The organism is Paenibacillus sp. FSL K6-1230, assembly GCF_038002385.1.
GTDB lineage: Bacteria > Bacillota > Bacilli > Paenibacillales > Paenibacillaceae > Paenibacillus > Paenibacillus massiliensis.
In genome coordinates this window covers 183419-203979 of record NZ_JBBOCK010000001.1, presented here as the reverse complement: position 1 = coordinate 203979, position 20561 = coordinate 183419, and the positions used below count along the sequence as shown (strand labels likewise).

At 48.1% G+C, this 20561-nt stretch carries 17 protein-coding genes, 1 tRNA gene and 1 other RNA gene; 6 read left to right on the top strand and 13 right to left on the bottom strand.

Annotated features, from left to right (window positions below):
• Positions 1–18: 18 nt before the first annotated feature.
• The 6 genes from MKX74_RS00970 to secG all read right to left on the bottom strand — a co-directional run bounded on the left by MKX74_RS00970 (position 19) and on the right by secG (position 7471).
• Positions 19–1305, bottom strand: coding sequence for an SLC13 family permease (locus tag MKX74_RS00970; RefSeq protein ID WP_341177194.1), 1287 nt, complete (start codon positions 1303–1305; stop codon positions 19–21).
• A gap of 716 nt (positions 1306–2021) precedes the next feature.
• Positions 2022–2249 (bottom strand): DUF896 domain-containing protein, encoded by a 228-nt coding sequence (locus MKX74_RS00965; RefSeq protein WP_018888178.1) that lies wholly within the window; start codon positions 2247–2249, stop codon positions 2022–2024.
• Between the two features lie 229 nt (positions 2250–2478).
• Positions 2479–2843: a transfer-messenger RNA gene (gene ssrA / locus MKX74_RS00960) on the bottom strand.
• Between the two features lie 389 nt (positions 2844–3232).
• A complete protein-coding gene (gene smpB, locus MKX74_RS00955) occupies positions 3233–3712 on the bottom strand; it encodes an SsrA-binding protein SmpB (RefSeq protein WP_018888175.1) in 480 nt (159 codons plus the stop codon).
• A gap of 639 nt (positions 3713–4351) precedes the next feature.
• Entirely contained in the window at positions 4352–6955 is a 2604-nt protein-coding gene (gene rnr, locus MKX74_RS00950) for a ribonuclease R (protein ID WP_341177193.1), read from the bottom strand.
• Positions 6956–7240: 285 nt separating this feature from the next.
• Positions 7241–7471, bottom strand: a complete 231-nt coding sequence (secG, locus tag MKX74_RS00945; protein WP_018888173.1) for a preprotein translocase subunit SecG — start codon at positions 7469–7471, stop codon at positions 7241–7243.
• Positions 7472–7857: 386 nt separating this feature from the next.
• Here secG and MKX74_RS00940 point away from each other — a divergent pair, with 386 nt between their 5' ends.
• The 4 genes from MKX74_RS00940 to MKX74_RS00930 all read left to right on the top strand — a co-directional run bounded on the left by MKX74_RS00940 (position 7858) and on the right by MKX74_RS00930 (position 10219).
• Positions 7858–9018 (top strand): DUF4261 domain-containing protein, encoded by a 1161-nt coding sequence (locus MKX74_RS00940; RefSeq protein WP_341177192.1) that lies wholly within the window; start codon positions 7858–7860, stop codon positions 9016–9018.
• A 66-nt stretch (positions 9019–9084) separates the two neighbouring features.
• Positions 9085–9372, top strand: coding sequence for a hypothetical protein (locus MKX74_RS00935; RefSeq protein WP_341177191.1), 288 nt, complete (start codon positions 9085–9087; stop codon positions 9370–9372).
• Entirely contained in the window at positions 9266–9562 is a 297-nt protein-coding gene (locus tag MKX74_RS28180; RefSeq protein WP_445667297.1) for a GyrI-like domain-containing protein, read from the top strand. The genes MKX74_RS00935 and MKX74_RS28180 overlap by 107 nt, the downstream gene beginning before the upstream one ends.
• 27 nt (positions 9563–9589) lie before the next feature.
• The gene (locus MKX74_RS00930) at positions 9590–10219 is read left to right on the top strand and encodes a DJ-1/PfpI family protein (RefSeq protein ID WP_341177190.1); all 630 of its coding nucleotides are present in this window, start codon (positions 9590–9592) and stop codon (positions 10217–10219) included.
• Positions 10220–10500: 281 nt separating this feature from the next.
• On the opposite strand, the gene eno is transcribed toward MKX74_RS00930, so the two are convergent.
• From eno to MKX74_RS00900, 6 genes are all read right to left on the bottom strand, one after another.
• Entirely contained in the window at positions 10501–11787 is a 1287-nt protein-coding gene (gene eno, locus MKX74_RS00925; protein WP_018888165.1) for a phosphopyruvate hydratase, read from the bottom strand.
• A gap of 86 nt (positions 11788–11873) precedes the next feature.
• Positions 11874–13418 carry a 2,3-bisphosphoglycerate-independent phosphoglycerate mutase gene (gene gpmI / locus MKX74_RS00920; RefSeq protein ID WP_018888164.1) on the bottom strand — a complete coding sequence of 515 codons (1545 nt, stop codon included), beginning with the start codon at positions 13416–13418 and terminating at the stop codon, positions 11874–11876.
• Position 13419: 1 nt separating this feature from the next.
• Complete coding sequence (gene tpiA / locus MKX74_RS00915; RefSeq protein ID WP_018888163.1) at positions 13420–14172, bottom strand: triose-phosphate isomerase; 753 nt, start codon at positions 14170–14172, stop codon at positions 13420–13422.
• A 22-nt stretch (positions 14173–14194) separates the two neighbouring features.
• Entirely contained in the window at positions 14195–15376 is a 1182-nt protein-coding gene (locus MKX74_RS00910) for a phosphoglycerate kinase (protein WP_341177189.1), read from the bottom strand.
• 170 nt (positions 15377–15546) lie between these two features.
• Complete coding sequence (gene gap / locus MKX74_RS00905) at positions 15547–16557, bottom strand: type I glyceraldehyde-3-phosphate dehydrogenase (RefSeq protein ID WP_018888161.1); 1011 nt, start codon at positions 16555–16557, stop codon at positions 15547–15549.
• Positions 16558–16661: 104 nt separating this feature from the next.
• Positions 16662–17690 carry a sugar-binding transcriptional regulator gene (locus MKX74_RS00900; RefSeq protein WP_028592879.1) on the bottom strand — a complete coding sequence of 343 codons (1029 nt, stop codon included), beginning with the start codon at positions 17688–17690 and terminating at the stop codon, positions 16662–16664.
• 464 nt (positions 17691–18154) lie between these two features.
• Between MKX74_RS00900 and MKX74_RS00895 the strand changes: the two genes are divergently transcribed.
• Both MKX74_RS00895 and clpP read left to right on the top strand, forming a co-directional pair.
• Positions 18155–18229, top strand: a tRNA-Arg gene (locus MKX74_RS00895).
• Positions 18230–18452: 223 nt separating this feature from the next.
• Positions 18453–19049: an ATP-dependent Clp endopeptidase proteolytic subunit ClpP gene (clpP, locus tag MKX74_RS00890; RefSeq protein ID WP_018888159.1), complete on the top strand. Its 597-nt coding sequence runs from the start codon at positions 18453–18455 to the stop codon at positions 19047–19049.
• A 225-nt stretch (positions 19050–19274) separates the two neighbouring features.
• On the opposite strand, the gene MKX74_RS00885 is transcribed toward clpP, so the two are convergent.
• Positions 19275–20351 (bottom strand): DUF3298 domain-containing protein, encoded by a 1077-nt coding sequence (locus tag MKX74_RS00885; RefSeq protein ID WP_133569941.1) that lies wholly within the window; start codon positions 20349–20351, stop codon positions 19275–19277.
• Positions 20352–20561 lie beyond the last annotated feature (210 nt).

Here is a 20561-nt window from a genome sequence, read left to right as displayed (position 1 = left end):
TAAAGAAAGTTTTGTCCATCATACAGGGAACAAAAGCATCGCACCAACAGTCAGCGCCAAAATCCGAATGATATACATCGGAACTGAAAACGCCCAGAAATGGGATAGCTTATATTTACCCATTCCAAAGATCATTGCTGGCATTCCATCAACTGGCATATACCCGCCATTCCATGCGGAGACAACAACTGCAACTGCTGCTGCTGTAGGGTTCAGTCCCAGACTGATGCTGGCTGCAATCGCAATAGGTGCAAAGATATATACAGAACCCATAGCTGCCCCAGTAAAGGTTGCACAAGTACTAGTTAAGAGTGCAAAGATCAGAATCAGCATAAATGGACTGAGGTTCGTCCCAAATGAATTCGCTACATAGTCACCAACCATAGCCGTAAAGCCAGTCTCAGCTAAAGTATTGGCTACACCGATTACCCCCGCCATTAACAGGATCACAGGTGCTCCCATATTATCTCGAACTTCCTTGAAATCAAGCACATTGATGATTAATAAGAATGCTGCTGCAATACCAGGAATGACATATGCAATCTCACCTAATACACTCATCAGCATCATACCAACAACACCTATAATAAAAGCAGCAATGGTAGCGGTTTCCTTCCATGCAGGCATGGTGGAAACATCAGCCGTAGCAGCCGCCTCTTTAACTCCAGCATTCCCCTCTTCGGTGTCTGGATAATCTGGCAGAAAACGATAAGCAACCAAAGCCCATACTAAAAATCCAAGCGCCAGGATGAAGTTCACAACAGCGAATTTAGACATCGAAAGCCCACCGGTGAATCCGGCTGTTTCTAATACGCTTACAGTAATACCATAAAAGAGTGCTACGTTAATGGGAAGCAAGGGGTGGTTCGTCGCAAATCCTAACGGCAACATTAGCTTGGATGTAGGCATTTTTTTATTGTAAGGAATAGCCGATACGATGGACAGAATCAGTACATAATAGCCGGTGGAACCCGCGCCTGCCAAGCTGGCACCGAGCATAACCACGATAACTAAAAGAACGTAACTTTTATATCCGCCCTTATTAACCAGCTTGATCATAGCGGACTGAACCTTACCAATGAAATGCGTCTTCATAAGTGCGGCCATAACGACCATGAATCCGGCAATCATAATAACACTGGAATTAACGAAGCCTGCAAAAGCCTCTGGAACCGTTGCCAGACCAGTGACTACTAATAATAGACAAGCAATGAGCGGCGGTGCACCAAAGGCAAATTTGTCTGACATGATCATTACAATCATCAGGACCAAGATACCCAAGGCGAGAATCATTTCCATTGTCATTTTTATCTATCCTCTCTTGAAGTAGTTAGTTTATCGTTTTTGTTGAAAGCGCTTTATATGCAAAATAATAATATTTTTCGTTTCTCTAAATAAGAAATTACACGAATTCATTCGTTTCTTTTTAGAACACTTTTGTTAAAAATATGAGTATTTTAAAGAATGGGATAATAAATCGTTTCATTTGTTAACGATTACTCATTTTTGAGATTCCAAATATCGGTATTTACACGCTGATAGCAGTGCAATAAACCATGTTGAAGAATTTCCGCTGCTTTAAAAAGTCATCTCTGCTGCTCTTAGTATGTGTAAATGTGGTGTGATCTACCATTCATGATCTTATTTGCCGCACAACTTGATACCACGCAACCAGGAAGAAATGCTGGCTTTGAACCCAGTGATTGATGCAAGCCATTACTGTCACACGACACGTGCATAAATGCCTTCCACTGAATACCTCTCCCTTTCTGGTGTTCGTCACCCCATCACGCGCAGCATCTGCTGTTTTTAGGCATAGAAAAGGCAGGCACACCATTTGGCGTACCTGCCCATTCTGGAGTGCCTGCCCATTCTAGCGCACCTGCTTCCCACAAGTTCGGACAAGCAAAGACGGACACTAAATCGTGTCCGTTGCTGGTATTACATAGCATTCTTTATATAATTCAATTCTTAATTTGCTTCATCTTACTGACTGGCCAGGGTTAGATTTATAGTTAGATTTATTGGTTAGCTAATCTAGCCTGCTCTTTTCTCAGCTTTTCAGGAGTAACATCATCATTATTCGGATCATAAATGGTAGAATTCAAAAGGATGCTTTTCACAGACCCCCGAAAGATTTGAAGGTATTCCTTGCGGAGGTTAGTCTGTTCGTTTTTTTCAATTTCAGTTAATCCAACTTCGTTTGCTTTTCTTGCGAGCTGATTAATTCTGTTTAACATTGTACGCATGTGTATACCTCCATATTCAAGATTTCGGAATTGGTTGTCTTTCAAATTTAATTATCTTTATATAAAGATATAATATTTTGCAGTCTTTGTCAATACCTTGTTCCGAGAAAGATAATACTTTGGATTGCTTACACAAAAAGAATACAATCAGCCGATTCACGCTGCCTCTATCACGCCTGTGGTGAACGAGCAAAAACGGACACCAAATGGTGTCCGTTACTCGTACTACATATGGAGGCGAGGGGAGTCGAACCCCTGTCCGAAGATAACGCCACATAAGCTTCTACGGGTGTAGTCACAGTTTTGATGTCACCCGAGTATCGCCCCGTAACCGGCTATACTTTGGGTCAGCCTGATTGTCTTCTTCAGTACACCCCAGGCGGAGATGTAACAGCGTATCCCACTATAGGTTAGCCCCTACATCCGGCACATGGGCGATGCAGGAGAGGAGCACGCTCACAGGTTATTAAGCTGCGAAAGCGTAGTTAGTTTGTTGTTTGCCGTTTAATAGGCTTTAGCGTTGATGAAGTGGACGCGTCCCCACTACCCGCTACTCATGCTCGAACTATCCCCGTCGAATCCAAGAACGCCCCCTCATTAAGAAGGGCCTGGATTAAGACCGGCAAGGCCGGGAATAAGCATCTAATCTAGCCACAAAAAATAACTTCCATAACAATACTGCTTAGTTAGTATAGCATAATTCCGTCTCTAAATACAGACATCCTGCTATACTAAAGGTGTATAAAATACATCCAAAACAGGTCATTCAAGGCTACCACAGCAGGAAACACCTATCCTGCCAGCTCTTTCATGAACTGCAGGTGACCGCCCTGAGGATCAACTACTTTGTTAAGTCACTGCTTTCTTTAGTCACCCAACTTCTCTAGTCACCACTTATCCTGTTGGCCAGTGTCTCTCCATCAGATAAGTTATCACCCTATCTCTTGCCCTTAACTCTGTCATCCAAAGCCCGAAGCCTTAAATTAACGAGCGATCTTCTGCTTCTCACGCAGTGCACGCTGGATATCACGCTGTGCATCACGCTTGGCTGCCGATTCGCGCTTGTCGAACTGCTTCTTACCTTTACCAAGACCTAGCAGCAGCTTGGCATAGCCATTACGCACATAGATCTTCAAAGGTACGATCGAGTAGCCCTCCTGCTTGGACTGGCCCAGCAGCTTCACAATCTGCGCCTTGTGCAGCAGCAGCTTCCGAGTACGGGTCGGATCATCCGGATTGCTACGATTCCCCTGCTCGAACGGGCTGATGTGCATATTGTGAATATGAATCTCTCCATTACGAATAGTAGCGAATGCATCTCCGATATTCGCGCGTCCATTGCGCAGCGACTTGATCTCGGTTCCGGTCAAGACCATGCCCGCCTCATAAGTATCCTCAATAAAATAATCGTGGGAAGCCTTTTTGTTCTGGGCCAGCACTTTTCCGTCCGCTTTCTTCGCCATGAGATTCACTCCTTCATCCACTAATTGCACGCAACCACTCATCTCAGACTTCACACTGTAGATGTCCTACTTCATCACACTGTCACGCAGAAATCACCGTGAAAATAACAGTCAGAATAGGGCCTCTGTTCATCATGTAAAAGTCAGATACGACGAATACCCCGTCTGCGTCAGAGCTTTATTGTACCAAATTTGGCTCCCTCAAGGCAAGGAAGCGCATCATTTACTCACAGGCGTTGGCAACCCTGCAATCAAGTGCATGTCATGCCCGCTGTTCATTTACGCATTGGAAGCATTCCTTGGAATCATACTGATCACTTACCCACTGCTGTCCATTCTAACTCAATCAGGAAATCTCCATGCCAGACTTACCCATCACAAGCATCTCACAATAGCAATACGGCATCGGCTATCCTTATAGGGAGTACCGATGCCGTGACTGTTTACCGATATGTTATCCTGTTACTACTGTTACTACTGTTACTACTGCTGCTACCCGCTCACCATCTCTGGCTCGCAGCCGTTCCATTATGCTATTTTCGGCATGCTCACTTTAGAGTGTCTTTCCAGGTCTTCGACTGGTGTTGCCTGCAGAGTGCTCCCCACAAGCCTTTTCACAATATCATTTCTCTTGCCGAATTACTTCTTTTTCTTCCGGACAAAGGCTGCCGTGCCGTTGCCATTGCCATTACTCTTGCTCTTCCGCTTGCGGCGCGATCCACCGTTTCCTCCAGGGGCTGCTCCTTCACCGATGAAAATCCCGCTCTCACTGGTCCGCTTACGGCGCCCTTGACCACCGGAGCCATTACCACCGACAGCAGATGCTGGGGAGTTGTAGCCACCCTTACCGCTACCGAAGCCAAAGCTGCGCTGCTGTGTAGGCTGATCTGCTCTCGGTGTCCCCTGTTCAGGCCCGCCTTTGCGACCATTCCCACCGGACTTCGCCGGGTTGCCGGTCTTGGACTTCGGCTTGCCGCGTTCGCCTTGGCGACCTCGGTGATCTTCGCTACGTGAAGAGCCCTTGCCTCGTCCTCCGCCAAATCTGCCGCCGCCACCTTCAGGACGGCCACCATCCGCACGATCTGGTCGCCCACGCTCGCGGCGTGGCTTCATATCGACCATCTCGAAGTCAATCGTATGCTCATCCATATTGACACGAGCGACGCGAATCTTGACCTCATCCCCGATGCGGAACACCTTGGAGGTGCGCTCACCAATCAAGGCCATATGCTGCTCATCAAAATGATAGAAATCATCGGTCAATCCGCTCAGGCGAATCAGACCTTCGACGGTATTCTCCAGCTCGATGAACATACCGAAGCCTGTCACGCTGCTGATAATCCCATCGAATTCCTGCCCGACCTTATCGAGCATGTATTCTGCTTTCTTCATCTGCTCGGTATCCCGCTCAGCATCTACTGCTACCCGCTCACGCTCAGAGGATTGCTGTGCGATGTCATGCATACGGCTTGCCAAATACTCCTGGCGATCGGCCGGAAGGAGCCCACCATGCTCAATGACCTCGCGAATGACGCGGTGGATGACCAGATCGGGATAACGACGGATTGGCGAGGTGAAATGGGAGTAATATTCAGCTGCCAGCCCGAAGTGCCCCGTCATCGACGCATCGTATTTCGCCTGCTTCATAGAACGCAGCATCATCGTACTGATGACGGTCTGCTCCTTGGTACCCTCGATCGATTCCAGTAAGCTCTGGAGTGCACGCGGATGAATCGCATTACCACGACCCTTCACCTGATGTCCGAAGTTCGCAGCAAAGGCCATGAAGTTCTGCAGCTTCTCCTGATCCGGGTCCTCATGAATCCGGTAGATGAACGGTACCTTTAGCCAGTGGAAATGCTCAGCGACCGTCTCATTCGCTGCCAGCATGAATTCCTCGATGATCTGCTCGGCGATCGTCCGCTCTCTTTTGACAATATCAACCGCCTTGCCCTCTTCGTCCACGATGACCTTCGCCTCGTCGAAGTCAAAGTCCACCGCTCCGCGCTTCATCCGCTTGTTGCGCAGCTTGAGCGCCAGCTCCTTCATGAGTCGGAAGTTATCGACGAGGTCGGCATAGCGTTCCATCACTTCCGGGTCCTCTTCCTCCAGAATGATGCGAACATTCTTATAGGTCATCCGTTCCTTGGTCTTGATCACACTGGTGAAAATATCATGGCGCACGACCTTCATCTGCTCATCGAATTCCATCTCGCATGACATGGTCAGTCGATCCACTTGCGGGTTCAAGGAACAGATTCCATTCGACAGGCGGTGCGGCAGCATCGGAATAACACGGTCCACAAGATACACGCTACAGCCCCGATTATATGCCTCCTGGTCCAGCTTGGAATTCTCCCGCACATAATAGCCCACATCGGCGATATGCACACCCAGCAGGTAATGTCCGTTCTCCAGTCGCTCTACATTGACCGCATCATCCAGATCCTTGGCATCCTCACCATCAATCGTTACGATCGTCTTGCCGCGCAGGTCACGACGCCCCTGACGGATGATCTCATCCTCCGTAATGGCATCAGGTGCAGCCTCTGCCTCTGCCATGACCTCCTCCGGGAATGCTTCCGGAAGCTGATGCTTACGGATGACAGAGAGGATATCGATACCCGGATCATCCTTATGACCAAGAATCTCAATAATCTCTCCCTCTGCCGCTGCCCGTCCCTCTGGATAATTGACGATCTTGACGACCACCTTCTGCCCGTTCACCGCTCCATTGAAGGATGGCTGTGGGATGAAGATATCCCGATTCACACGCTTGTCATCTGGCAGCACAAATCCGTATACCTCATGGCTCTGGAAGACACCTACGATCTGGGTGATGCCACGGGTAACGATACGCACCACTTCGCCCTCCAGGCGCCCGCCAGAAGGTCCGCTCGATGTGACACGGACCAGAACAGTATCCCCATTCATAGCCCCTTTGAGGTCATTCGCATGAATGTATACATCCTTCGATTCCCGATCCTCAGGAATGAGAAAAGCAAAACCCTTCGCATGAGACTGCAGCCGACCGCGGATCAGGTTCATCCGTTCCGGCACCCCGTAACGATTGTTGTGTGTCAGCAGAATTTGTCCGCTTTCCTCCAGCGCATTCAGCACCTTCAGGAACTCCCTGAAATCAGATGCCTCTTCAATGCCGAAATGCTGCTCCAGCTCCTGGTAGGTCATAGGTTTATAAGCGGTCTCCCGCATAAACTCCAAAATTGCTTCTTTCGTTATCATGTGTATTGTCCACCTCGGGTGCCCTGTAATTTTGACCTGTGCGTATTGGCGATGTAGCCCCAGGCCAATGCGTCACTGCTGTGCCGGGTACATCCGAAGTCTGCTCCAGAACATACCTTTTCTGTACAGCAGACCTTAGTATACTCATACCCTAGTATACACCATATTAATCCACAGCATCCGTATAGGATGACCCATTATCCTTTTTAAGATTCGAATCCGCATTTTCATTCACAAAAAAAACCCTCGTTTCATTGTGAAACGAAGGCTTTCGTATTTCCTTGATTAAGTATAGATAGCAACCACAATCGATACGATCATGAACGCCGCACCCAGACCTGCAGTAGCACGCTGGAGCACCAGATCCATACCGCGAGCTTTGGTTTTACCGAACAGATGCTCAGCTCCACCAGAGATGGCACCGGACAAGCCTGCGCTCTTACCTTTTTGCAGCAATACTACGGTAACCACAGCCAGGGACAACACTACAAGCACAATCTTCAAGAACAATTCCATGTTAATCCACCTCCTATGAGACTGCATCTGATCTTCAAGAACCCAATACAGCAACATGTATGTCAAATGATGATTATCTGTAATTAGGGCCAAGCATAATGCTTAAAACACCAATTTCATTCTATCATACCCCACGGAGGTTGACAACCTGATTTACGTGATTAGCTTTTTCGGTTGCTCCTAAAATGAAAATTTGGTTCATGGAATAGCAACAAAGTAGATCATTACAAAAACGATGCTAATGGAGCTCCATTTTCTTAATTCACAAAACTTCAAGGGCCTCTGTGGCACTTGCATTTGAGTTGAGAAGGCGTTGCATGTATTGGTATAATAAGACAATTCATTCTTATTACAAAATTCCAAGCTACAACAAAGGAGACAATTACATGACAGTGCAACAGCAAGCGGCCAAGGAGTCCTTGATTGAATGGTTGTCACACGAGCAAGAGCTGGGGCATAAGCCTCGCAGGATTGAGCCAGCGGGAGAGTTCGAACTGCACGGCATGCGCTACTACATATTTAAGTACAAGAAGAATCTACTGGGTGGTTGGCTGATTGGGGTATGCGGCGGTTATGAGAGCCCCGAGGATGCGCAGCACTGCGGTCACGTATTCAGTGAGATGCAGCCTTATAATCCATCTACAGCCGAGCAGGATGCCATCGCGATGGTGGAAATGATTCGTGAATATTGGATGCAGCAAGCTGCAGCTTATGAAGCCGCTGGAGAAGCTCCAGCGCAGGGAGGCTCATCGGATTCCGATAACTTCGATGACTCCGACGACTCTCCGGGGCTATTTACCGGATTCGTGCTACTGAATTCTTCTGAGTTCAATGAAGAACAGATCAAAGCGAATCTGCTTCAAGACTGGAGCATCTCGGTTGATGCTACCGTGGCGGAGGAAGACCATTCTCGTGAAGATCAGGACGGCCCGACTCCCCTGGTCTTTGAAGCAGAGGGCTGTATGATCGCTGTCAGCTTCGTGAATGCCCCTGTTCCTGATGATGAAGCAGTACATAATGCAGCCAGTAATTATCTCTGGCCCGAGGCAGAAGAGGTCACTCGCACCCATGTCGCCCAGATCATCATCGCTGTATTCAAGCGGGAGAGCTCTCTGCTAGATACCGCTGCCGTATACACCAAGCTGGCTTCCAGCTGCCTTAAGCTACCTAATGCGATCGGACTGTACTCCTCGGGAACGGTATTCCAGCCTTCGTTCTTTCAAGAGGTAACGGAGGACATGAAGGCCAATGAGCAATTCCCGTTGTTAAATTTGGTATACTTCGGGTTGGTACGGACAGAGAATGGAGTGAGTGGCTATACGATTGGGTTGAACTCCTTTGGCAAAGATGAGATTGAAGTGCTCGAAAGCCCTGCTTCTCCTGCTGAGCTCCGCGATTTTCTGGCGGATATAGCCTGGTATATTATCAGTTATAATGTTACCTTGCGCGATGGAGAGACCATTGGTTTCACTGAGGAGCAGAAGCTGGCCATTCGTCGCTCGGCTGGCGTGAATATCCAGGGAGACACACTTAAGATTCAGTTCTAGTAGCTCATGTATCTGACTTATACACTGTCATGAATAACATTCAATCATTCAGGAGGTTAAGCCCCCATGCAGCCCCAGACCATTCAACTGGATGCCTTTCAGGTAGTTGGCTACCGATTGGAAGCCACTGTTCAGGAATTTGAAGCAGGGCTAGGCCAAGACACATATCATGCCCTGGTCAATCGTAAGCATGAGCTATCCTCCATAAATCAAGATGAGGTATTACTCATCCAGATATACCCTGAAGATGAGGGATTCGATCCCAAGAGCGACACCTTCTCACATATTATCGGATACCGTACAGCTGGTTATAGTAGAGGCGCCGTCCGAACTCATTATACATCATCTCAATAAGAGCTCTTATGTCCGATATACGCATGTTGGCCCCGAGTCTGCATTAGATGAGACCTATGAATACCTTTATCAAGAGTGGATTCCGTCTCAAGGCTATGAGCTTGGTGACTACGATTTTGAGGTATGGGGAGCTGCTTACCAGCCTGAAAGCGAAGCGAATAAGATCGAGCTGTACATTGCGATTAATTAAAACGGCTCATTGAGGGGAGGAGCGTCCATGCCTGTGCCTTATCAGGTTGGCATATTTTTGTTCAACGAGGTGGAAGTGCTGGATTTCGCTGGGCCCTTTGAGGTGTTCTCGATCACTGAGACGCAAGCCTTCCACAAGAACGAAGCTGGGGCGGCCGTGACAGCTAAGGCCTTCACCGTGCATACGGTATCAGCGGACGGAGCCATGATTACGGCACGTAATGGACTTCAGGTACAGCCGGGTCACAGCTTTCAGACCTTGCCTGTCGTTGATCTACTCATTGTCCCAGGCGGCTATGGCGCGGAGGAAATTGAAATACGCAAGCCAGAGGTACTGGAATGGCTGCGTGAACAGGCACAGAACAAGGTGCAGATTGCCTCTGTCTGTACAGGAGCATTACTGCTTGCTGAGGCTGGGCTACTCGACGGTCGTTCAGCCACTACACATTGGATGGATCTGGAGCGCCTTGCCCGAGACTATCCTGCCGTACAGGTCCAAAGTGGCGTCAAATACGTGGATGAGAACGATATCATTACCTCTGGAGGAATATCGGCAGGTATTCATATGTACCTCCATCTCGTCAGTCGCTATCTAGACGTAGAGACAGCCCTTCAGACAGCTAGACGCATGGAATACGATTGGAAAGCTCCTGATTGACGAGGATGCATACGTGCAAGCCCGATTACTCAGAGTGAGCACATACAGATTAGTTATCTAGATGTCAGGTGACGACCCTTGGTTGTACACCTCAGCAAGTACGATACGTTTGCGAGCCCATATGCAAAAGAAAAAGCGGACCCGCAGGTCCGCTTTTTGTCGTGGAATAAGCCCTCATACAGAAGCACCTTATTGTGTAAGGATACTACAGTACATCAGCACTCATTCCTATGCTAAGCACACATTCCAAGTCTTCAGGTGAAGACGTCAGGAACCGTTACTTATTTTTTCAGGTTGTAGAAGGATTTCAGGCCGTTGTATTGTGCCAATTCACCCAGCTCGTCTTCGATGCGAAGCAGTTGGTTGTATTTTGCAATACGGTCTGTACGGGAAGGTGCACCCGTTTTGATTTGGCCAGCATTAGTAGCAACCGCGATATCAGCGATTGTGCTGTCTTCGGACTCACCGGAACGGTGGGAGATAACAGCTGTGTAACCAGCGCGTTTTGCCATTTCGATCGCATCGAAAGTCTCAGTCAATGTACCAATTTGGTTCACTTTGATCAGGATAGAGTTACCGATGTTTTCTTCGATACCTTTGCCCAGACGCTCAGTGTTAGTAACGAACAGATCGTCACCCACCAGTTGGATTTTGTTGCCCAGTTTCTCAGTGAGCAATTTCCAACCTTCCCAGTCGTCTTCGGAGCAGCCATCTTCAATGGTAACGATTGGGTATTTTTCCACCCAAGAAGCCAACAGGTCAACGAACTCAGCAGGCGTGAAGGATTTCCCTTCGCCTTCCAGTACGTATTTACCATCCTTGAAGAACTCAGTGGAAGCTACGTCCATACCCAGCAATACGTCTTCGCCTGGTTTGTAACCAGCTTTTTCGATAGCTTCGATGATAGAGGACAGAGCATCTTCGTTGGAAGTGAAGTTAGGAGCGAATCCACCTTCGTCACCAACTGCAGTGTTCAGGCCTTTGTTTTTCAGTACGGTTTTCAGGTTGTGGAAGATTTCAGCACCCATACGCAGTGCTTCCTTGAATGTTGGAGCGCCAACAGGCAGAACCATGAACTCTTGTACGTCAACGTTGTTGTCCGCATGAGCGCCACCGTTAACGATGTTCATCATTGGTACTGGCAGTTGCTTCGCATTGAATCCACCCAGGTACTGGTACAGTGGCAGAGCCAAAGCTTCAGCAGCAGCACGAGCTACACCCATGGATACTGCGAGGATCGCATTAGCACCCAGTTTACCTTTGTTTGGAGTACCGTCCAGGCTGATCATCAGCTTGTCGATCTCAACTTGGTTCACAGCATCCAGACCGATAACTTCTGGAGCGATGATTTCATTTACGTTCTTAACAGCTTGCAGAACGCCTTTGCCAAGGTAACGATCTTTATCGTTGTCACGAAGTTCTACAGCTTCATGAGCACCAGTGGATGCACCGGAAGGTACGATCGCACGGCCAATTGCACCGGACTCCAGATATACTTCAACTTCAACAGTCGGGTTACCACGGGAGTCAAGGACTTCGCGGGCGTATACATCAGTAATAATAGTCATTTGTACACAGTCTCCTTTAATTATGTTATGAGGGTCGCCTCTTCGCTCCCGCTTTCAGCAGAGATTGAAGAAGCGTCAGTACCAATTTACTTACGGCTTGCAATCATGGACTGGCCTGTCATTTCGGCAGGCTTAGGCAGCCCCATCAGATCAAGCAACGTTGGTGCGACATCGGCCAAGATACCTTTGTCACGCAGTACCACATTCTCATCTGTAACGATGAATGGCACAGGGTTCGTTGTGTGTGCAGTGAATGGACGGCCTTGCTCGTCAATCTCCATATCTGCATTACCGTGGTCCGCAATGATGATCACGACGCCGCCTTTGGCTTTGACTGCATCAACCACACGACCTACACACTCATCCGTTACCTCTACCGCCTTGATTGTAGGCTCCATCATACCGGAGTGACCTACCATATCCGGGTTGGCAAAGTTCAAGATGATCGCGTCGTGTTTGTCCGCTTCGATCTCCTTCACACAGGCATCAGCTACCTCGTAGGCACTCATTTCCGGCTGCAGGTCATATGTAGCTACCTTAGGAGAGTTGATCAGGATACGTGTCTCGCCTGGAAGCTCCACATCACGCCCACCACTGAAGAAGAACGTTACGTGTGGATATTTCTCCGTCTCAGCGATGCGCAGCTGCTTCTTGTTGTTCTGCACAAGCACTTCACCGAAGGTATTATCCAGATTCTTAGGCTCGTAAGCCACGAAGCCGTTCACCGTCTCGCTGAACAGGGTCAGACATACGAAGTGCAGCGACTGTGGGAACTTCGGTCCACGGTCAAAGCCACGGAAATCGTTGCTTGTGAACACTTGGGACAGCTGGATTGCACGGTCAGGACGGAAGTTCAAGAAGATGACCGAGTCATTCGTCTCTACCAGGCCTACTGGACTTCCATCTGCCTTGGTAATAACCGTCGGCTCTACGAATTCATCGAATACGGACTTCTCGTACGATTCCTTAAGTGCTTTCAGAGGATCGGTATATTTCGGTCCATCACCATACACAATGGCACGGTAGGACTTCTCTACACGCTCCCAGCGCTTATCACGGTCCATAGCATAATATCGGCCTTGAACCGTCGCAATTTTACCAATACCTACTTCTTCGATCTTGGCAATCAGCTTCTCCATAAAGCCAACACCGCTATCCGGGCTGACATCACGGCCATCCATGAAGGCATGGATGTAGACTTCTTGCAGCTCTTCCTTCTTGGCGAGGTCCAGCATCGCGAACAAATGCTCGATATGACTGTGCACGCCGCCGTCGGAGAGCAGACCATACAGATGAAGCTTGGTATTGTTCTGCTTCGCATGGCGAACCGCTTCCACCAATGTCGGGTTATCAAAGAATTCACCGTCACGAATGGATTTGGAGATTCGAGTCAAATCCTGATACACGATTCGGCCAGCACCGATATTCAGATGACCTACCTCAGAGTTACCCATCTGTCCTTCAGGCAAGCCTACAGCTTCACCAGAAGCCGTGAGCGTCGTGTTCGGATATTGAGTCAAGTATTTATCATAATTCGGCTTATTGGCTTGCGCGACAGCATTACCTTCAACCTTGTCACGCAGACCAAAGCCGTCCATGATAATGAGAGCAACCGGTTTGGGTGCAGTCATCTTACTTCGCCCCCTCAACAAGTGCAATGTAGGATGCAGGCTGAAGGCTTGCACCACCAACAAGAGCCCCGTCGATGTCACTTTGTCCCATATACTCGGCTACATTCTCAGGCTTAACACTACCGCCGTATTGAATTCGAACAGCATCCGCCACTTGCTCACCGTACAGTCCTTTAACCAGACTACGGATATAAGCAATGACTTCGTTAGCATCCTGTGCAGTCGAGGATTTGCCAGTTCCAATCGCCCAGATTGGCTCATAAGCGATAACTACTTTAGCTGCTTGGTCTGCAGCCAGACCTGCAAATGCAGCTTCTGTCTGTACCTTGCAGACTTCCTTCGTCTGATTAGCTTCACGCTCTTCCAGCTTCTCACCGACACATACGATCGGAGTCAAGCCATGACGGAAGGAAGCATGAACCTTCTTGTTCACCGTCTCATCAGTCTCAGCAAAATACTGACGACGCTCGGAGTGGCCGATAATGACGTAATCTACGCCAAGATCCGCCAGCATACGTCCGCTAATCTCACCAGTGAACGCACCATCTTCTTCAAAGTGGACGTTTTGTGCTCCAACTTTGATGGCAGTTCCCTTAACCGCTTCTACCAATGCTGGCAGATTCGTGAAAGGTGCACAAATGACGCTCTCTACGCCTTCAACTTCAGCTTTGCCTTTGACTTCTTGAACGAAGTCCTTAGCCTCTGGAACAGTCTTGAACATCTTCCAGTTGCCTGCAATAATAGGTGTTCTCAATATGTTCAGCTCCCTTGCCTTATTACTTGTCGTTCAGTGCTACAACGCCAGGAAGTGCTTTACCTTCCATGAACTCAAGAGAAGCGCCGCCACCAGTGGAGATGTGATTCATCTTGTCAGCCAGATTGAATTTCTCTGCAGCTGCTGCGGAATCCCCGCCTCCAATAATAGTGTAACCTTCTGTGTTCGCGCAAGCTTCAGCCACTTCACGAGTACCACCAGCGAATGGCTCCATTTCGAAGACACCCATTGGTCCGTTCCATACAACCAGCTTGGAGTTCTTGATAACATCAGCGTAGATCGCGCGAGTCTTCGGTCCGATGTCCACGCCTTCCCATTCAGCAGGAATACTGTCGATGTCTACGATTTGAGTGTTAGCATCTGCACTGAAATCATCAGACACTACGATATCTACTGGCAGGTAGAATTTCTTGCCGAGCTTCTCAGCCTTCTCGATGAAGCCCAGAACCACATCCAGCTTGGATTCATCCAGCAGGGATTTACCGATCTCGTGTCCTTGAGCCTTGAAGAACGTATAAGCCAGACCACCACCGATAATGATGTTGTCCGCCAGCTCAGTCAGATGGTTGATCACGTCAATTTTGTCCTTAACCTTAGATCCACCAATGATCGCAGTGAAAGGACGCTCAGGGCTAGACAGAGCCTTACCCAATACATCCAGCTCTCTCTCCATCAACAGGCCGGATACTGCTGGCAGGTGATGTGCGATCCCTTCTGTGGAAGCGTGAGCACGATGTGCAGCTCCGAAGGCATCGTTCACGAATACATCCGCCAGTTCAGCAAATTGCTTAGCCAGCTCAGCATCGTTCTTCTCTTCACCAGGATAGAAGCGAACGTTCTCAAGCAGCAATACATCGCCATTGTTCAGCTTGGCAACTTCAGCCTTCACGTTCTCGCCAATTGCCTCATCAACCTTCTGAACAGGCTTGTTCAGCAGCTCGGACAAGCGTGCAGCAACTGGAGTCAGACGCATTTCCTCAACAACTTGACCCTTTGGACGGCCAAAGTGGCTAGCGAGGATGATCTTAGCGCCTTGCTCAATCAAATAGTTGATTGTTGGCAGTGTCTCGCGGATTCGCTTGTCATCTGTAATTTTACCATTTTCTACAGGCACATTAAAATCTACACGGACAAATACCTTTTTCCCGTTCAACTCGATATCACGTACACTCTTTTTGTTCATCGTATGTTCCTCCATACCCTTAATATTTTAATGGGAATTCCCCAAGGAAGAGCATTCCACAGGAGTCACTTGTGAGTACAACTCTGTTGTCATCTGGCAACAAGTTCATAGATAAAGAGCGGAAACAATAACGACTGTTTCCGCTCTATAGTGTTACTCAGGTTCAGGGATTACTTAGCCAGTTTGGCGAAGTGCTCCAAAGTACGAACCAATTGAGCTGTGTAGGACATTTCGTTGTCGTACCAAGCTACAGTCTTAACCAGTTGCTTGTCGCCAACAGTCAGAACTTTAGTTTGAGTAGCGTCGAACAGGGAACCGAAAGTGATACCCTTGATATCGGAAGATACGATTTCATCTTCAGTGTAGCCATAAGTTTCTGGGTCGGAAGCTTCTTTCATAGCTGCGTTGATTTCTTCTGCAGTTACTTTCTTGTCCAGTACAGTTACCAGCTCAGTCAGGGAACCAGTAGCTACTGGTACGCGTTGTGCAGCTCCATCCAATTTGCCTTGCAGCTCAGGAATAACCAGACCGATTGCTTTAGCAGCACCAGTTGTGTTAGGGATGATGTTCTCAGCAGCAGCGCGAGCACGACGGAAGTCGCCTTTAGCGTGTGGAGCATCCAGTGTATTTTGGTCGCCAGTGTAAGCGTGAATAGTAGTCATCAGACCTTCTACGATGCCGAACTTGTCTTGCAGCGTCTTAGCCATAGGAGCCAAGCAGTTCGTTGTGCAAGAAGCACCGGAGATTACAGTTTCGGAACCATCAAGAATATCATGGTTTACGTTGTAAACGATCGTCTTCATGTCGCCAGTAGCTGGAGCGGAGATAACAACTTTCTTAGCTCCACCTTTAAGGTGCTTCTCAGCAGCCTCTTTAGTTGTGAAGAAGCCTGTGCACTCCAGAACGATATCAACGCCCAGGTCGCCCCATGGCAGCTCTTCAGGGTTGCGGTTAGCCAGAACCTTAACTTCCTTGCCGTTTACTTTGAAGAAGCCGTCATGTACTTCAACGTCGCCTTCGAAACGTCCTTGAGTAGTATCGTATTTGAGCAAGTGCGCCAGCATTTTAGCGTCTGTCAAATCGTTGATTGCAACAACTTCAATACCTTCTACGTTTTGAATACGACGGAAAGCCAAGCGTCCAATACGTCCAAAACCGTTAATACCTACTTTAACTGCCATGAGTAAGTTCCTCCCAAGTTTCGTTTTTATTTATTCAAGACAGAGCGGTTAAGCCCGTCAAGACAACAATATGAATGATTGCCTATGCTACTTAAGACAGCAATCTAGCTGTTGCTCACAATAATGTTAGCTGCTGCTTCGTCCGTGACCAGAATATCCTCATGACCAAAACGAAGAACTGCCTGAATCGCCGTAGCCTTGCTAGAACCTCCAGCAATCGCCAGCACAATCTCAGTTCGCTTGATGTCCTCCAGTCGGAGCCCAAGCGTCAGCATCTTGTGAACGACAATACCATCCTCGTTAAAGTAATAGCCGAATGACTCTGCAACGGCCCCTTCAGCACGAATCTCATTAATGACTTCCTGCTCCAGCCTGCGCCGGCGGGCCATCTCATTGGCATTCCCGATGCCATGAATGATAATTCGACTTTTACGGATAATACTGACAATCTCCTGAACGCTCTGATCCTGATGCAATGATTCATAAGCATGGTTACTAAGCAGATCAGGGACGTGAAGCAGTCGGTACTGGGCACCAACCTTGCGTGCCATAGTGGAAGCAATCGTGTTCGCTTGCATCTCCATGCTCTCGCCAAGTCCGCCGCGTGCGGGTACGAACCATCCACCGCGAATCGGGCCTGTGGGCGGTGTAGTCAACTGCTCGGCCACCTCGGCAATCGTAGTGCCACCAGTGACGGCAATGATATCCTCATCCCCCATAATCCCCAGAAGGGCTTTGGCGCCCGCTCTTCCCAGTTCTCTTCTCGCAAGAGGCGAGCTATCCGAGTCACCGGGTACAACGACAACCTTCCTCAGGTTGTACATCTGACGAATCTGTTCCTCGAGCAGGGACAATCCGAACAATTCCTTGGCAATCGGCTCAAGCCGCTCTAGCAGCTCGTATCCGGCCTCGCTCACCCTCATGCCTACATGATCAATCTCCAGAAGCCCTTGGGCCTTCAACAGATCGGTTTCAGCTCGCAGTACACGTTCTGTCATATGAAGGGATGACGCCAGCGTTCGGCGGCCAACCACCTCAGACAGCATGATCTGATGCAGGATGGTATATCTTTTTTTCAAAACTTCCGTGAGATCAGGCAGAAGCTGCTTCTGTATTTCTAATATATTTCGCATGCTTTCCACTCCTGCAGACTTCTATTCTGCTCTAACTCACAATCAGATGGTACAGTCCATCTCAAACCTAGCTGGTCTCAAAATGTCCCGGGTTAACTTTTTAAGTCCCACAGTTATTCTACCCAATATTTGCTTCAGAAGCAAGTGCCCCGAACCTATATTTCACTACCTTTTTGCCCTTTATACATAAGTAAGGAATCTTTACGTCAAAAAAACAGATTCAGGCTATAAATTTTGCAAAAAGATACATCTTCCGTTAGGTATTGGTCAGTTATGTTACCCTAGGTGGCATGTTATATCGGTAAATATCCATAGATCACATAATAAGCGTGCGCTCTAATCAGATACTTGCTTTTTCATTCCACTTAGCATATAATCAACTTTGCTCGCCAATTAGTGAATTAGCTAGTTAATTAGTTAGTTAGAGAATATAATTGATTGAGTAGTGCTTTAATAAATAGCATGCGCCCGTGGTCCAATGGATATGACGTAGGCCTCCGGAGCCTGAGATCAAGGTTCGATTCCTTGCGGGCGCGCCATACTTTCTAAGAACTTGTACATAAGCACTTATTATATTGTTAACCATGTAAGAGCGGATTCGCTCTTTTTTTGATTCTTTAGTTTGACTTTCTTTGACTTTTTGATTTAAATTGTTTATGATGTGGTTATTAAGGTAACAGTTTAATGGGAAGGGACTTTGGAAGAATATATTCTAAGACCTTTCGCAACACATAATCGAACTAATTTAAGGGAGGTTTTTACGTGAGTTACATTCCTATGGTCGTTGAACAAACCAATCGCGGCGAACGCGCCTATGACATCTATTCCAGATTGCTGAAGGATCGCATTATTTTCCTCGGTTCTGATGTAAATGATGTTGTTGCCAATTCCATTATCGCTCAAATGCTGTTTCTGACTGCGGAAGATCCGGAAAAAGACATCCACTTGTACATCAACAGTCCTGGCGGCTCGATCACAGCCGGCATGGCGATCTTCGATACTATGCATTTCATTAAGCCTGATGTATCTACCATCTGTGTAGGTATGGCTGCTTCGATGGGCGCATTCTTGCTGAATGCAGGGGCCAAGGGCAAGCGCTTCGCCCTTCCGAACAGTGAGATCATGATTCACCAGCCGTTGGGCGGAGCCCAAGGACAGGCGACAGACATCGAGATTCGTGCACGTCGCATCCTCAAGATGCGTGACAAGCTGAACAAGATTCTGGCTGAACGCACAGGACAGCCGCTGGAACGGATTGAGAAGGACACCGACCGCGACTATTTCATGTCCGCTGAGGAAGCCAAGGAATATGGTCTGGTTGACCAAGTGATCTCGAGCACTCCACCACAAGGTGTCTAATACACTTTGCCTGAGGGTATGGCGTGACCTAGTACCACGGCAATAGTTGACAGAACAAATAAGCCGCCTCCGGTTATAGCCGAAGGCGGCTTATTTAGCTTTTTCACTCTGTCCTGTAGGTAGCTTGTTTATGTTTCCTTTGATACAGTGTGTAATTTCTTGGTTTGACTGTGTATTCAGGTCTTCTCTTGAGTCGCTGTGAAAGTAGCTATTCTTAGCATATTCTTAACGAGAGAAGGGGGCCTTCCCTTGTGGCAGCAATGAGCTATATGGGAATACGAACTCCGGAATCCCGGCAGCATAAGCCGTATACTCATATTGCTGGAAGAAGATCACGACGCCAGCAGGAGACAGGTAGAAATCCTGATCCTTGCCAATGCCCTTGAAATCCCCAAGATATCCACCATGGTTCGTAACTTGTGGAGTCAGCTTGTCATTTAGCGCCTTCAGGTAATTCGGGTTCGCCCCCAATACGTCTTCCAGCTTCAGCAGCTGTCCATCCTTCAGAGAGAAGGTGTAGCCTTTACGGACTGTCATCCCGTGTGCTCCGCCAAGGTATCCATACTCATCCACAACCAGGCTGACGACATCAGCTTGAAGATCCGTTACCAAATAGTTATTCTCAAATTGAAATGGATGGTCTGCCGTCGGGCCGCCAGTCTTTACAGATTCTTTGGAAGCAGCCGCCAACTCTTCCGCACGCTTCTTCAGGATCTCGTTGATCTTGGCTATTCCGGGATAGTCTCCCTCTAATTTCAATGTATGAATATCATATTGAACCGTAGGCTCTTCCTTCTGCAGCACAGGCTCCATTGACCATTTTAAAAGCTGATTCTTCCCCGCACTCATCCGAACCTGCTTACTCACACCGTCCCACGCCGCCTGGACGCCCAGATAATTCTTCACCACACCAATCGGTATATAGAGCTTACCGTTCTTCTTAGTTCCTTCCATACCCTTCATATAAACCTGGTTCACATTCAAGAACAGCTCTTCATCGCTCCCGTCATAAATACGAACCTTGTTCTGTCCACCATTAATTGTATAGGTCAAGCTCTCGGCATCATAAGAGACACCCAGCTTCAGATCATCACGCAATGCGGATACAGGAATCATAGTCTTACCTTGAATCAACAAGCCCTTATCCTTAAGCTCTTGTCCCCCCCAGAACAGCTTCACTTGTTGATTCTGAGCTTCTTCTACGGTCGATGAAGCCCAGGTAGACGATACAGGCAACACCGCCCCTGTAACTACTGCTGTAGCCAGCAGCAGGCGCCCTATAGGCTTAGTGTAGTATCTCATAACATTCGTCTCTCCTTATCAACAAATATGTACCTCTTCAAGAAGCTATTCTACGCTGCCCCCTGTTGAATTGGGTAACAACCCCGGTTACAAGATTGTTAGAACCTTCTCCCTGCCATCAGACGAGTCAAATATCAAACAGAGGCTGCCACTCTCTTATGCAAGTTCAGTGACAGCCTCCGCTTGGATTGGATCTGGATGGCTAATAGT

Coding starts and splice junctions, on each gene's coding strand:
- MKX74_RS00970 (WP_341177194.1), bottom strand. CDS start 1,305: ATGACAATGGAAATGATTCTCGCCTTGGGTATCTTGGTCCTGATGATT.
- MKX74_RS00965 (WP_018888178.1), bottom strand. CDS start 2,249: ATGCGTACAATGTTAAACAGAATTAATCAGCTCGCAAGAAAAGCAAAC.
- smpB (WP_018888175.1), bottom strand. CDS start 3,712: ATGGCGAAGAAAGCGGACGGAAAAGTGCTGGCCCAGAACAAAAAGGCT.
- rnr (WP_341177193.1), bottom strand. CDS start 6,955: ATGATAACGAAAGAAGCAATTTTGGAGTTTATGCGGGAGACCGCTTAT.
- secG (WP_018888173.1), bottom strand. CDS start 7,471: ATGGAATTGTTCTTGAAGATTGTGCTTGTAGTGTTGTCCCTGGCTGTG.
- MKX74_RS00940 (WP_341177192.1), top strand. CDS start 7,858: ATGACAGTGCAACAGCAAGCGGCCAAGGAGTCCTTGATTGAATGGTTG.
- MKX74_RS00935 (WP_341177191.1), top strand. CDS start 9,085: ATGCAGCCCCAGACCATTCAACTGGATGCCTTTCAGGTAGTTGGCTAC.
- MKX74_RS28180 (WP_445667297.1), top strand. CDS start 9,266: ATGAGGGATTCGATCCCAAGAGCGACACCTTCTCACATATTATCGGAT.
- MKX74_RS00930 (WP_341177190.1), top strand. CDS start 9,590: ATGCCTGTGCCTTATCAGGTTGGCATATTTTTGTTCAACGAGGTGGAA.
- eno (WP_018888165.1), bottom strand. CDS start 11,787: ATGACTATTATTACTGATGTATACGCCCGCGAAGTCCTTGACTCCCGT.
- gpmI (WP_018888164.1), bottom strand. CDS start 13,418: ATGACTGCACCCAAACCGGTTGCTCTCATTATCATGGACGGCTTTGGT.
- MKX74_RS00910 (WP_341177189.1), bottom strand. CDS start 15,376: ATGAACAAAAAGAGTGTACGTGATATCGAGTTGAACGGGAAAAAGGTA.
- gap (WP_018888161.1), bottom strand. CDS start 16,557: ATGGCAGTTAAAGTAGGTATTAACGGTTTTGGACGTATTGGACGCTTG.
- MKX74_RS00900 (WP_028592879.1), bottom strand. CDS start 17,690: ATGCGAAATATATTAGAAATACAGAAGCAGCTTCTGCCTGATCTCACG.
- MKX74_RS00885 (WP_133569941.1), bottom strand. CDS start 20,351: ATGAGATACTACACTAAGCCTATAGGGCGCCTGCTGCTGGCTACAGCA.